The organism is Rhodococcus sp. PSi06 (genome assembly GCF_054960675.1).
Genome location: NZ_JBHNYO010000011.1, coordinates 169,373 through 182,901, shown reverse-complemented (window position 1 = coordinate 182,901; position 13,529 = coordinate 169,373). Strand labels below are relative to the sequence as shown.

The 13,529-nt window shown below is 64.6% G+C and carries 13 protein-coding genes and 1 tRNA gene; 10 read left to right on the top strand and 4 right to left on the bottom strand.

Going from position 1 to position 13,529, the window contains the following annotated elements; genetic code table 11:
- Positions 1-146: 146 nt before the first annotated feature.
- A complete protein-coding gene (locus ACFI9K_RS16140; protein ID WP_462664431.1) occupies positions 147-707 on the bottom strand; it encodes a molybdenum cofactor biosysynthesis protein in 561 nt (186 codons plus the stop codon).
- Positions 708-781: 74 nt separating this feature from the next.
- Here ACFI9K_RS16140 and ACFI9K_RS16135 point away from each other — a divergent pair, with 74 nt between their 5' ends.
- On the top strand, positions 782-2,326 hold the full coding sequence (locus tag ACFI9K_RS16135) for a carboxylesterase/lipase family protein (protein WP_462664430.1): 1,545 nt from the start codon (positions 782-784) through the stop codon (positions 2,324-2,326).
- Here the strand turns inward: ACFI9K_RS16135 and ACFI9K_RS16130 are convergent.
- Positions 2,319-3,185, bottom strand: a complete 867-nt coding sequence (locus tag ACFI9K_RS16130) for a DNA-formamidopyrimidine glycosylase family protein (RefSeq protein ID WP_462664429.1) — start codon at positions 3,183-3,185, stop codon at positions 2,319-2,321. The genes ACFI9K_RS16135 and ACFI9K_RS16130 overlap by 8 nt on opposite strands.
- A gap of 29 nt (positions 3,186-3,214) precedes the next feature.
- Between ACFI9K_RS16130 and ACFI9K_RS16125 the strand changes: the two genes are divergently transcribed.
- From ACFI9K_RS16125 to ACFI9K_RS16115, 3 genes are read left to right on the top strand one after another with little or no spacing between them, the layout of a single operon-like run.
- Positions 3,215-4,015 (top strand): thymidylate synthase, encoded by an 801-nt coding sequence (locus ACFI9K_RS16125; protein WP_462664428.1) that lies wholly within the window; start codon positions 3,215-3,217, stop codon positions 4,013-4,015.
- Positions 4,012-4,521, top strand: coding sequence for a dihydrofolate reductase (locus tag ACFI9K_RS16120; protein ID WP_462664427.1), 510 nt, complete (start codon positions 4,012-4,014; stop codon positions 4,519-4,521). Before ACFI9K_RS16125 ends, ACFI9K_RS16120 begins: the two co-directional genes overlap by 4 nt.
- A 54-nt stretch (positions 4,522-4,575) precedes the next feature.
- Positions 4,576-4,902, top strand: coding sequence for a cupin domain-containing protein (locus ACFI9K_RS16115; RefSeq protein WP_397521697.1), 327 nt, complete (start codon positions 4,576-4,578; stop codon positions 4,900-4,902).
- On the opposite strand, the gene ACFI9K_RS16110 is transcribed toward ACFI9K_RS16115, so the two are convergent.
- Complete coding sequence (locus ACFI9K_RS16110; protein ID WP_462664426.1) at positions 4,895-5,755, bottom strand: universal stress protein; 861 nt, start codon at positions 5,753-5,755, stop codon at positions 4,895-4,897. The two genes, ACFI9K_RS16115 and ACFI9K_RS16110, sit on opposite strands and share 8 nt — an antisense overlap.
- Before the next feature lie 96 nt (positions 5,756-5,851).
- Positions 5,852-6,757: an acyl-ACP desaturase gene (locus tag ACFI9K_RS16105; RefSeq protein ID WP_462664425.1), complete on the bottom strand. Its 906-nt coding sequence runs from the start codon at positions 6,755-6,757 to the stop codon at positions 5,852-5,854.
- 328 nt (positions 6,758-7,085) lie between these two features.
- Between ACFI9K_RS16105 and ACFI9K_RS16100 the strand changes: the two genes are divergently transcribed.
- The 6 genes from ACFI9K_RS16100 (at position 7,086) to ACFI9K_RS16075 (ending at position 13,515) form a co-directional block, all read left to right on the top strand.
- On the top strand, positions 7,086-8,318 hold the full coding sequence (locus ACFI9K_RS16100; protein ID WP_032377353.1) for a PucR family transcriptional regulator: 1,233 nt from the start codon (positions 7,086-7,088) through the stop codon (positions 8,316-8,318).
- Between the two features lie 87 nt (positions 8,319-8,405).
- Complete coding sequence (locus ACFI9K_RS16095; protein ID WP_462664468.1) at positions 8,406-9,107, top strand: ABC transporter ATP-binding protein; 702 nt, start codon at positions 8,406-8,408, stop codon at positions 9,105-9,107.
- Complete coding sequence (locus ACFI9K_RS16090) at positions 9,104-11,575, top strand: FtsX-like permease family protein (protein WP_462664424.1); 2,472 nt, start codon at positions 9,104-9,106, stop codon at positions 11,573-11,575. The genes ACFI9K_RS16095 and ACFI9K_RS16090 overlap by 4 nt, the downstream gene beginning before the upstream one ends.
- A 293-nt stretch (positions 11,576-11,868) precedes the next feature.
- Complete coding sequence (locus ACFI9K_RS16085) at positions 11,869-12,492, top strand: isochorismatase family protein (RefSeq protein WP_462664423.1); 624 nt, start codon at positions 11,869-11,871, stop codon at positions 12,490-12,492.
- Positions 12,493-12,606: 114 nt separating this feature from the next.
- Positions 12,607-12,682: transfer RNA gene (locus tag ACFI9K_RS16080), tRNA-Arg, on the top strand.
- A 167-nt stretch (positions 12,683-12,849) separates the two neighbouring features.
- A complete protein-coding gene (locus ACFI9K_RS16075) occupies positions 12,850-13,515 on the top strand; it encodes a lysostaphin resistance A-like protein (protein ID WP_462664422.1) in 666 nt (221 codons plus the stop codon).
- The last annotated feature ends 14 nt before the right edge of the window (positions 13,516-13,529 follow it).

Genomic DNA, 13,529 nt, shown 5'->3' with positions numbered 1-13,529 from the left:
CGGCAAATCTTCCTGCTGATCGGGTGACCGACGCCGTGGCGAGCGGTGTGGTGTGATGCGTCACACCATTGCTCACAATATGAACACAGATTCGCTTTGTGAGCAAGACCCTGGACAGCATGACGCCGCGATTCGACGAACGAAGTTCAGATCGGTTGTGCGCGCCTGACCGACAACGCAGCGCGAGCGGAGTCGAGCTCTACCGGCGACCGCACCGCCAACTCCCCGACGCGCAGAATGCCGTCGGACAGCGGTTCGACACGGAGGCCGCCGCGGCCGATCAACGCCTTGCGCGCACCGTCGACCACCATCCGGTCCATCCATGCGCACGGATGAGCCGGCCGACCACCGCGGAAGGTGATCCAGCCGTCGCCGGAGTTCAGCTGGAATTCGAGGCCCCGCAGTGGGTCGAGTTCGAGACCGCGCACGACGACGTTGCGCCTGGCCACGGCCGGGTCCGGCACCTCGACGCCGAGCACCTCTCCCACGGCCTCCCAGGCCTCGACGGCAAGAAAGCTCACCGCGGCTTCCGTATGGGCTTTGACTCCGAAGAATCGATCGCCGCGGATGCCCTTGTGTGCAACGATCTCAACACTGGAGGGCAGGTCGGTCGGCACGTCGGCCGGACCGTCCTTGGATCGACCGAAATACGCGTGCGCAGGTGCTCGCAGCAGCTGCACTATGTCGGCGCGGTACTCGAAAGGCATGCAATCGAGTGTGCCCGGTAGCGAACCGAGGCGGTTCTTACCCATGAGTAAGGACCGATCAGTAGACTCGCGACATGGCTGTGACGACACGCGTGACCACCTCCGACGGCATCATCGAGGGCAAGCCCGTCGGTGACCTGACCACCTGGCGAGGCATTCCGTACGCCGCCCCACCCGTCGGTCCGCTGCGTTTCCGGGCACCGCAACCCACCGAGCCGTGGGAGGGTGTGCGCGACGCCACCGAGTGGGGCAACGCATCCGTTCAGCACAAACGCGGCACAATGCTGGCGATCGGCAAGTACCAACCGTCGAGCGAAGACTGCTTGACGCTCAACGTCTTGGCACCGAGCACGTCGAGCACGAAGCCCAGACCGGTGATGGTGTTCATCCACGGCGGTGCGTACACCCTCGGTACATCGGCCACTCCCCTGTACGGCGGCGGCTCACTGGTGCGGCGCTCACTGAAGGACGGCGACGGCATCATCTACGTCTCGGTGAATTACCGACTCGGTGCTCTGGGTTACCTGGACATGTCCCAGTTCTCCACTCCCGAGCGGCCGTTCGATTCCAATCTCGGTTTGCGAGATCAGGTTGCCGCCCTGGAATGGGTGCAGCGCAACATCGCGAACTTCGGCGGCGATCCGAAGAACGTCACCGTATTCGGCGAGTCCGCCGGGGGCAACGCCGTCACCACCCTGATGACGGTGCCCTCCGCCAAAGGGCTTTTTGCGCAGGCCATCTCCGAGAGCTCGGCACCCGGCATGACCGCCACCAAGGAGCGTGCCGATCAGTGGGCGCGCGAATACATCGGCTACCTCGGCGGTACCGCCGAGAACGCTGTCGAAACCCTCGAGAACGCCGAGGTGCTCAAGCTGGGACGCGCCGGTACCAAGCTGGGGCTCACCACGTTGCACCGCACTCCCGGTCTGCTGCCGTTCGGCCCGGTGATCGACGGCGACTTCCTGCCGGTCAGCCCGGTCGAGGCGTACGCGAAAGGCACCGCGCACCGAGTACCACTGATCATCGGCACCAATGCCCGTGAGGGAACACTGTTTCCGAAGTTTCTCGACGCGTTGCCCACCAACCCCGAGCGCATCACCAAGCTGTTCTCGCTCACCGATCCCGACGCCGAAGCGGTGGTCACTTCGGGCTACCGGGGTTACCCGAGCGAGCGCGCCGCCATCGACTTCGGTGGCGACTTCACTTTCTGGAAGCCGTCTCTGGAAGTGGCCGAAGGACATTCGCGTCACGCACCGACGTACTTCTACCGATACGACTTCGCACCGCGGTCGATGAAGCTCCTCGGTCTCGACGCTACCCACGGCTTCGAGTTGTTCGCCGTGTTCGGCATCAGTGAGACCCTGTTCGGTAAGGCGCTCACCCTCACCGGCGGGCGAAAGGCCTTCTCCGAGGTCACCGAGCAGGTGCAATCGCACTGGATTTCGTTCGCCACCAACGGCAAGCCGTTGGAATCGTGGCCGGCATACGACGAAAGCGATCGAAAGACACTGATCTTCGACACCCGCACTCGGGTGCAGAAGGATCCGCGGAGCGACCGCCGCAAGGCGTGGGAAGGTTATCGCGGGTACGCCAGCCAGAAGCTCGAACCCGTCACTTGAGCAGACGCGACATACGACGGTCGGCAAGAATCTTGCCGGCCGTCTGGCATGTGGCGCAGTACTGAAAAGACCGATCGACGTACGCGACCTCGCGGACCGGATCGCCGCACACCGGACACGGCAAACCGGTCCGGGCATGCACCCGCATTCCCGATCGCTTCTCCCCCTTCAGCCGCGCCGCGTCCTGCCCGGCCGAGCGGGCCACCGCGTCGGACAGCACCGAGCGCATCGCCGCGTAGAGCACCCCGACGGATTCGGCATCGAGTGTGCGCGACGACGCGAACGGCGACAATTTGGCGACGTGCAAGATCTCGTCCGAATAAGCATTACCGATGCCGGCCAACAGCGACTGGTCCACCAACGACGTCTTCAGTCGCGCAGAGGTGCCGGAGAGAATGTCGGCGAACTCGAGCTCGGTGACCGTGAGCGCATCGGGTCCCAGCCGGGCGATGCTCGCGACCTGCGCAGGATCACGGACCACCCACACCGCCAGCCGTTTCTTGGTCCCCGCTTCGGTCAGGTCGATGGCCGGCGTCGCGCCTTCGGGAGTGAAGAAGTGGATCCGCAACGCCAACGGGCCCTTGCCCGGCTTCGGCGGCGCGGCGCTCGGATTGTCCACCCACCGCAGCCACCCGCCGCGCGAGAGATGCGTGATCAGCCACAGGTCCCCGGCTCGCAGTGCCAGGTGTTTACCGAATCGTGCGGCATCGGTGACGTCCTGGCCCTGCAGTTCGGTGATCGGCGGATCGAAAGTTTTGAGAACACTCAGCGCGGCGATATCGATGCGGCCGATGACGGCACCGACGGCATGTTCGCGTAGGAAACCGGCAAGGGCTTCCACCTCGGGCAATTCCGGCATGAAACCAGTATGCAGCTACGATGGCCGTCGTGATGGTTCCGACTCCGTACGAAGATCTGCTGCGCCACATCCTCGATACCGGTACGGCCAAATCCGACCGGACCGGGACCGGGACGACCAGCGTCTTCGGGCACCAGATGCGGTTCGATCTGTCCGCGGGCTTCCCGTTGATCACCACCAAGAAGGTTCACCTCAAGTCGATCGTCTACGAGCTGCTGTGGTTCCTGCGCGGCGACTCCAATGCCACCTGGCTGCAGGAGCACGGCGTGAGCATCTGGGACGAGTGGGCCGCTCCGGACGGTGAACTCGGCCCCGTCTACGGAGTGCAATGGCGGTCGTGGCCCACCCCATCGGGCGAGCACATCGACCAGATCAGCCAGGTCATCGAGACTCTGCGAACGAATCCGGATTCGCGTCGGATGATCGTCTCGGCCTGGAACGTCGGCGAGATCCCGCGGATGGCGCTGCCTCCCTGCCACGCGTTCTTCCAGTTCTACGTTGCCGACGGCAAGCTCTCCTGCCAGCTCTACCAGCGCAGTGCAGACATGTTCCTCGGCGTACCGTTCAACATCGCCAGCTACGCTCTGCTCACGCACATGGTGGCGGCCCAGACGGGTCTCGAGGTGGGCGAATTCGTATGGACCGGCGGCGACTGCCACATCTACGACAATCACCGCGAGCAGGTTTCCGAGCAGCTCTCTCGCGAGGCGTATCCGTACCCCACTCTGAAACTGGCACAACGAGATTCGATCTTCGACTACACCTTCGAGGACATCGAGATCGTCGACTACCAGCACCATCCGGCAATCAAGGCCCCGGTAGCGGTGTGAGTGCCCGGCAGTTCGTCGGCCTGATCTGGGCGCAGAGCCGTGCCGGGATAATCGGTGACGGGGGTGGGATCCCCTGGCACATTCCCGAGGACATGGCGCACTTCAAAGCCACGACGGCCGAGCACCCGGTGATCATGGGCCGCAAGACGTGGGATTCGCTGCCGGCGAAGTTCCGTCCGCTGCCGGGCCGTCGCAACATCGTGGTCACCCGAAACTCCTCGTGGACCGCCGACGGTGCCGAGAGTGCCCGCAGTGTCGCCGACGCCGTTGCCCTGGTGAGCGAGGGCCCGGTGTGGATCATCGGCGGCGGCGAAATCTATCGGAGCGCACTGGGTATCGCGACGCACCTGGAGGTGACCGAGGTCGATCTCGACATCCCCGGCGATACCGTCGCTCCCGAGATTCCGGACGGCTGGTTCGCGATGGCCGGCGAGTGGCAGAGCAGCCGAGTGAACGGGACGCGGTTTCGCTACGTGGAGTACGGAAAGGCTACCCAACCTTCTTGAGCGCGTTCATGATTCCCCCATCGTGACCGCGGGTGGTGCGTCATACTTGCGATCATGGACAAGAAGTCACTCACCGCACTTGCCCGTCAACAACTCAAGCTCGCAGTCGGCGCATCGAGTGGCCGCAGTTCACAGACGGTGTACGGCGGCCACAGCCGGCATCTGAGGCAAACCGTCGTGGCGCTGGCTGCCGGCAACAAGCTGGCCGAACACGACCTCAACGGCGAATCGACAGTCCTCGTCCTGAGCGGCAAATTGGAACTGATCAGCGGGGAGAAGTCCTGGAAGGGCTCGACCGGCGACCTGCTCGTCATCCCCGACGCCCGCCACAGCGTCGAGGCCCTCGAAGACGTGAGCTTCTTGCTGACCGTCGCTATGTGAGCGCTTTCCGCACTACCAACACCGGGCAGTCCGCCGTGTTGACGAGGGCGAAACTCGTGGATCCCAGCAGCATTCCGCCGAAACCGCCTCGTCCCCGGTTGCCCACCACGATCAGTGCCGCCGTCTCGGACAGGCCGCTGAGAACTCGCACCGGCCGGTCCTGGGCCACGATGCGCTGTACCTCGACCTCGGGGAACCTCTCTTGCCAACCGGCAAGACTCTCGGCCAACAACGCTTCCTCACCGTCGGCGATGGCGTGCCAATCCTTCGGCGCACGGCCGAACGACTGCGTCAGATCGACGTCGGACCACACGTGGACCGCCAGCAACACCGCATCGCGCGCCGACGCCTCGGCGAACGCCCCCTCGACAGCAGCCTGATTGACGTCCGATCCATCGATGCCGACGACGACCGGGCCCTCGGCGACCGGACGGCCGTCGATGTCGCGGCCACGCACCACGGCCACCGGCGACACGCTGTGCGCAGCCAATGACAATGTGACAGCGCCGGTTTCACTGGCACCGATCACCAGAATCTCGGCCTGTGCCGAGACGCCGATGAGGACGTCCATGACGCCGCCCTCGATCGCACTCGACGTCACCTCGAACGCGGGATCGTCGACGACCGACGCGGCCAACGTCTCCGCAGCCACCAACCTGGATTTGGCTGTCGCTACGAACTCCGTTGCTTCACCGGCAAATTCACTCAGATCGACGACTCCCGGCATGTCGACGGCCGTCACGATATGCAACCGCCGATCGCGTCTGCGCGCGCACAGGGCCGCCCAGATCACCGCCTTGTCCGCCGCGGCGGATCCGTCGATGCCGACGATGATCGGTCGAGAGCCTGTCACGGTGGGGGCCTCCGGTCGTTGCCCCGAAAACGAGGTGAGGAGCGTCTGAGGATCGGAACTTCAGGTTAGTCGATGGACTCCGCCGAGGTAAGCGTGTCAGCTGGCGCGTAGTGCATTTGCGAATTCCCGCGTTCGGACCGGGCTGCGCTCGGTGGTGGAAGCCTGAGCATCGAGGTGATCCAAGTAGTCGGCCAACTGATCGCGGCTGCGCGCCCCGGCACCGAGATCGGTCCGCTCGAAGATGCGCCACTGGGCCAACAGGGGGCGTAGCACCTCGTCGAGGTGGCGGGCGAGATCGTAGATTCCGTCCCGCGCGATGAGCATCGCACTGCGGGCGAAACCCGGCAGGTTGGTACCGGGCAGCTGGAAGTTCATGACGACTTCGGTGATGGCGGTGACCGTCAGACCGGGTGCCACAGCGAGCGCAGCCGAGACCATGTTCGCGAAGAAGCGGACATGCAGTTCCTGGTCGGCGACGATGCGTCCGAGAAGGCGGTCCGCCACCGGGTCGTGGCACTGGACCGCGGTGTTGCGATGACTGACGCTCGAGACAGAGGCGTCGAGGGCCACCTGAACCAGCGACCGGAGCAGGTGGGCACCGTTCATCGGAGAGTCGAATCCCACCGTCATGCACTGCGCCCGAGCTCGGCCGAGGGCGACCGGATCCACGCTGCGGGTGGCGACCAGGTAATCGGTGACGGCCACGGCATGGCGTCGTCGTTCGTTGCTCCACTCGGTGAGCCAGGACGGCCAGGCACCCGCTTCGGTGGCCACCGCGTCGCGCCGATAGAGCGGAATATTCTGCTCTACAAGCAGATTGGTCACCAGCGCGGCTTTTGCGGTTTCGGTCAGAGTCGAGGGTCGCGCGCCCCAGTACATCTCGGCACGGACGAAGTCGGCCGGCTCCCACCGAACGGATTCTGCGCGGTGACGGGCCAGGTTCTCCTCGATGATCGGGCGTAACTCTCGGAGAACAGTGAACTGACCGATATCACTGTGCATGCTCGCCCTCTCGTCGCCCGCCTTCAACGAGATCAAGGTAGATGCGCTCTCGACACCCCGTGAACAGCTTGGCGATTGTTTAGGGCAAGTCGCAGCCGGCCGGGCCACTCGCTCGAGATAGATCACAACGAGTTTTCCCGAAACCATGGATCACACGTAGATAACAACCTATGATCGATCCTGTTAGAGGCCAGGAAACAAACTTGAAGTACGAAAACACCGCGGTTTTGCGCAGGGTTGCATAGATTGAACCGTGGAAGCGCGTAGATACGCGTGAGTAAGTTTGCAGTCCGAATGACCTGAAGAATCCAACACGAAGGGTTGATCTGTGACCGTTCACAACTCGACTAGCCTCGGAATCATGGTCGCGGGTCAGCCTGCGTCAGCTCCTCTTCGCGACTTCCGCGCGGTGGCGCGGCTCCTGGTAGGGCACTTCGCCGCCAACACCCCCTGCGGATCGTTGCCGGGCGAACAGCTCCACGGCGACGTCACCGAATTCACCGTCAAGTGCATCAGTATCGCTGTGCAGATGCTGGACGAACGTCGCGCTCCGGCCGAATCCGACCTGGCCGAGCTTCGGGCCAAGGCCAGCCAGTGGGCCCGCGAGGGCGTTCCACTCGAATCCGTGCTCAGCGTCTATCACGAGGGCATCCAGATCGGCTGGAACCTGGTGTCCAAGCGGGCCGGCGAGGGCGACGCCGCACAACTGATCGAAGCTGCGCGCATGTTCGTGCTCCTCTCGGAGAAGGTGTCCATCGCCGCCAGCAAGAGCTACGTCGAGGAACTCCAAGCGGTGGCCAGCGAGCACCACACCGCAGCGCACACCCTGGTCACCTCCCTTCTCAGCGGCCACAATGCGGTGTCGATGGCACGCCAGTCCGGCATCGAACTCGCCGACAGTTACCTCGTGCTCGCCATCTCGGTGCCGCCGCACCCGGACGAGAACGACCCCAACATTCAGAAGACGGTCGCCGCTCGCAGGAAGCTACGTCGAGTACAGGCCGAGCTGGCGACGATCTGCGGGCGCACTCCGCTGTCACTGCTGAGCACCGAGGGTGGCACCGTCCTGATCCCCGGCGTTCACGACGACGAGTGGGTCGAGGCGCTGGTGCATCGCATCGGCACCGCGGCCGAGGTGCCCGTCACCGTCACGGCCGAGCAGGCCGCAACCGCGGACATCCCCACCGCCGCCGATCAGGTACACGAGCTGCTGTCGCTGGCCCACCAACTGCACCGCCCGTCGGGCCTCTACCGCATGGACGACCTCGTGCTGGAGTACCAGCTGACGCGTCCGGGTCCCGGCCGACGCCACCTGACCCAGATCCTCGAGCCGCTCGACTCGTCACCCGAGCTGCTCGAAACCCTCGAGATCCACATCTCACACGACCTGAACCGGCAGCGGTCTGCTCGCCAGCTCCACCTGCACACCAATACCGTGGATTACCGGCTCAAGCGGATCGCACAGCTCACCGGCTTCGACCCCACCCGCCCGTCCGGAATTCGACACCTGCAGGCCGCTCTCGTAGCCCGTCGACTCGAATCCTCGCGCGGGGCAGCCTGATCTGAGAGTTCCGAACGGTTTCTCGATCCGACGGCGGGTACCGTCGAAGATACATTCGAGAAGCAAGGGGATTCGTCCGTGGCGAAGTTGATGCTGGAGCTGTCCGGCGTGGTCAAGGAGTATCCCACCGGGGACCAACCGGTACGAGCTCTGGACGGCATCGACCTCACGATCGAGGGCGGCCAGTTCGTCTCCCTCGTCGCACCGTCCGGTGCCGGTAAGTCGACGCTGCTGCACATGCTCGGTGCATTGGACACCCCCACGTCGGGTTCCATTCGGTTCGACGACGTCGAAGTCACCACCCTCGACGACAACGCGCAGTCCGACTTCCGACGCCACCAGGTGGGCTTCGTCTTTCAGTTCTTCAATCTGTTGCCGACGATGTCCGCGTGGGAGAACGTCGCCGTCCCCAAATTGCTCGACGGCACCCCCATCAAGAAGGCCAAGGCCGACGCGATGCGACTGCTCGACATGGTGGGACTCTCGCAACGATCCGAGCATCGGCCGGCGCAACTGTCCGGCGGGCAGATTCAGCGCATCGCGATTGCCCGAGCCCTGATGATGGACCCGGCCCTGTTGATCGCCGACGAACCCACCGGCAACCTGGACTCGAAGACCTCGCACAACGTCCTCGAGATTCTGGCCGACGTGGCGCACGCCAGCGAGGGGCGTCGAGCAGTGGTGATGGCTACCCACGATCTCGACGCGGCACGGTCCACCGACCGCATCGTCAGCATGATCGACGGTCGCGTCGAGACGGACACAGCGACGGCCGGCCTCGATCGGTGATCGGTACCGCTCTCAGCAGATTTCGGGTCATCAGCCTTCGCGACCTCCGCATGCACTGGGTGCGTTCGCTCGTCTCGGCCGGTGTCGTCGCGGTCGCGGCCGGGTTGCTCATTGCAGTTCTCGGCACGTACGGGTCGTTGACCGGATCCGTCGAACGGTTGGCGGTGACGATCGCCGGCAATGCCGATTACGAGGTAGTCGGTGTCACGGACTCGGGTTTCGACCAGAGCGAGCTGGACGTCGTGCGCTCCGTGCCCGGCGTCGACACCGCAGTTCCCCTGCTACGCAGCACCGTTCGATCCGACGTCGGAGATCTGACGTTGTTGGGCGTCGACTCGTCCATCACGGCACTGCAGTCGGATCTGCAGGGCGCGGTAGGTGACGCGAGCGGACTGTTGACCAATCCGTCCGGTGTATTGGTCGGTGCCGCAACGGGTCTGCGGCAGGGAGACACCGTCACCATCGACGATGCTGCGACCTCGGTGGTCGGCGTGATCGACGGCCCCGGCACCCAACGCATCGGTGGGGGCATGTTCGCGGTGGCGCTTCTTCCCGCTGCGCAGGCGCTCACCGATCGCCCGGGCGAACTCGACTCGATATTCGTCCTGGGCGGCGGCGACACACTGCGTTCCGACCTGGACGCAGCGCTCGCCGGCCGAGTGTCGGTGATGAATCCGGACTTTCGAGCCGACCGCGCGAACCAGGCGATGAGCCTGACGCGCAATGCCACGCTCATGGTCTCGCTCATCGCGTTCGTCGTCGCGGCGTTCCTCGTCTTCAACGTCATGAACATGGCCATCGCGAAGCGTCGGCCCACCATCTCTCTTCTTCGAGCCGTCGGCGGGCGCCGCGCAGACATCGTCCGCGACCTGCTGTTCGAGTCCGTTCTGGTCGGCCTGGTGGGCGGAGCCGTCGGTGTCCCGCTGGGAATAGCGATGGGCCGCATCGCCATCGAGAGCCTGCCGCCGTTCCTGTCGCAGGCATTCGACGCGCGGATCGAGTACGTGCTGCCCGGCTTCGCGATTCCCGTGGCGATAGTCGCGTGTGTACTGGCCTGCGTCGGCGCGTCAGCTCTGGCTGCGGTGCAGGTATACCGAATTTCGCCGATCGAAGCGTTGGCGGTGGGCGGTGGAGAAACGTCCGGCGGACCGAAGCTGTCGTTCACCCTGGCCGCCACCGTGTTCGGGCTACTCGCCATCGCCGGGTCGTTCGTATTCGCCGTCAAAGTCGACGGGCAGCTGACGCTCGGTGCCGGTGCACTGTTCATGTTCGGCGTCGTAGCCCTGTGTGTCGGCGGTACCGGACCGATCGTCCGGGCAACCGGAGCCGTACCCCGCCGATGGGGCGGCGCGGGCCGTTTGGCCACCGCCACCATCGAACGCGCTCCGCGGCGCATCTGGGCAACGGTCATGACGATCGTGATCGCGGTGGGAGTCAGTGTGGGAGTGTCGGGTTCACTGACCAACATGACCGACTCCGCGGCCGAGTCGCTGTCGTCGCTCGCGAAAACGGACCTGTACGTCTCGATGACCTCACCCGACGCCATTCCGTCCGGCCCGATCGTTCCTGCCGCGGTGGACGACGTGGTCCGAGCCACGCCGGGAGTCTCCCGCGTCGTCGAAGGACAGTGGGCCTACGCGAGCATCGACGACGAACTGGTCTCCATTCAAGGCGTCGCCGACGGTAGCAACGCCGTAACGCTCGCGTCCCTGTCCGACGAGGTGCGCGCCGGAGTACTCGCCGGTGAGGGTGTGGTTCTCTCCGAGGGATTCGGCAGAACGCTCGGCGTCTCGGCCGGCGACTCCATCGATCTGCCCACACCGACCGGGGTGAAGACGGTACGCGTGCTGGACCTCGTGAAGTACATCAACGCCGCGGGCGGCACCATGGCGATCTCGTTGGATTCGATGCAACGCTGGTACGACCGACCCGGTGCCACCTACCTCGAGATCAGTGTCGACGGAGACGTTGCCGCCGTACAGGATTCACTGCGCTCAGCGCTACCACCCGAGACATTCGTGTACACCGGCGGCGCTGCACTCGACGGCACCAGTGCCGCCATACGTCAGTCCGGCGCACTGGCCATCGCACTGCAGTGGATCGTGGCGCTCGTGGCTGCGGTCGCGCTGCTCAACACGCTGACGCTGTCGGTTCTGGAACGTCGCCGCGAGCTCGGCGTGCTGCGAGCCATGGGCGGTGGACGAGGAACCCTGGCTCGTATGGTGCTGGCGGAGGCACTGTCGGTCGGCATCGTGGGTGGTGTGCTGGGGCTGGTCATCGGTGCAGGTCTGCAATACCTGAGCACACTGATCCTGGGGGCCAGCATCGGAATCCCGGTCACCTACGCAACCGGATGGTCGGTGCTGCTGTACGGCCTCGTCGCTCTCGGCCTGTCACTGCTGGGTTCGGCCCCACCTGCCGTGCATGCCTCTCGACTGAACATCGTGGATGCTATTGCGGCGGATTGAGTGGTGGGCGGGGGTCCGGCGGGTTGGCGGGTCCGACGGAGTTCGCAAATGCGCGCGCGTTTGCCGTATGCGAGCGGAATAGTGTGACGAGCCTGCGCGCGTTCAGCGAATGCGCGCGCGTTTGTACAGCGCGTATGTACAGAGGAGTGACGGGTGGCGATTGTGTCGTCGGCCTCGGGATTCGCACACGCGCGCGCATTCGGCAGACGCGAGCGGAATGGTCAGCTGACGGATAGCGATTCTGCGCGCACCCAGCGAATGTGCGCGCGTCTGCGGGAGGGAAGGGTTCACGGATGGCTACATTCAGCGTCGAGGTAGAGGATTACGAGGTCGAAGGTTTGCTCGACTGTGCGGGCGGTCCGGACTGGGAGTTACGGCCCGAGCGCGCGGCACTGCTGGTTCACGACATGCTGCCGTACTACCTGAATGTGCTCGACGACTCTGTCCGCACGCGGGTGGTTGCGGCGGCAGCGACGGTGACGGAGTGGGCGCGGTCGAATGGGGTCCCCATTCTGGCCAGCGCACCGCGAGCGGCGAGTGATGTGATCCAGCGCGGACTGCTGGGACCGATGTGGGGGTTGGGTCCGAGCGCCGAGCAGGTGGTGATTGCCGAGCCCGACTACCTGCAGATCGCGAAGCGCAGTTACAGCGCCTTCTACGCCACCGACCTCGAGGTCGAGCTTCGCCGACGCGGCCGTGACCAGTTCATCGTGGGAGTGTTCGCATCGGCGGGGATCCTGGCAACGACCTTCGACGCTTTCGCTCGCGACATCCAATGCTTCGTCGGCGTCGAATCCACCGCCGACTACACCGCTGACCAGCACCGCACCGCCCTGAGCCTGATCGCGTCACTGACCGGTGTCGTGGCCGCCAGCGCCGACCTGCTTCACGATCCGCGGGGTGGGCCGCTAGACTAGCGAGCGCGATGTGGGTCGGCTGTGCACCACGACAGCAAGTCCATCCGCAAACGATTGTTCCGAGGATCGACAAGTGTTGCGCTGCAACAGTTTACGACCAACGGACAGTTACCAGCCTTCGTAGCTCAGGGGATAGAGCAACCCTCTCCTAAAGGGTAGGTCGCAGGTTCGAATCCTGCCGAGGGCACCACTGGGCAGTTGTGAGACTGCCATGATTCCCGGATGCCGGCACTTGCGTCGGCGAGCGTACGGCGAAATAGTGCAGGTGTGGACCACTCCCCTGACGAGAATGCGCCACTCGTTCACGTAAACGAGGGTTTCCCGCGTATCACCGACTCGGCGCTGCCTACACCCACCGTGAGCGACGTAGCGTTGGCCTTCCTCGCTGGGTTCGGGGGAACGACGATCGGCGGACTGCTCGGGGCCGTGGTGGGGTTCATGGTCGGCGAGGTCGCCGAGGCGGCCTTGCTCGCAATGATTCTGGCGGGCATGTGTGGATGCGCCGGCCTCTACTTCGCGTTGATTCGCCGACGTCGATGGTCGTTGTCGGACTTGGGCTTTCGGTCCCCCGTGCACAGCCTCCTCCATCTCCTGTGGCAGGTCCCGCTCCTGATGGCTTTCGCCGTGCTCGCCACGGCCGGAATCGGCGCACTCCTCGACGTCGCACCGGACGGCAACCAGAACGCGATAGTGAAAGACGCCGCCCAAATTGGACCGGCCTCGATCGCCGCGATACTCGTGCTGATTGCGGGCGTCGTACCGCTGATCGAGGAAATAGTGTTTCGCCGAGTACTGCTCGACTGGCTCATGTCCAAGATGCCGACAGTGGTCAGTGCTGCGCTCGTCACCATAGTCTTTGCGCTGTGCCACATTGCACCGCCGGCGATGCTGTACATCCTCTTCCTCGGCACCGGCCTTGTCGCACTACGGCTCTGGTACCGATCGCTGTGGGCTCCGCTCATTTTGCACGCAACCAACAACGCTGTCGTGAGTTCCATCGCCATCGCACTAGTGCTGACCTGACGACCGAAGCAGGT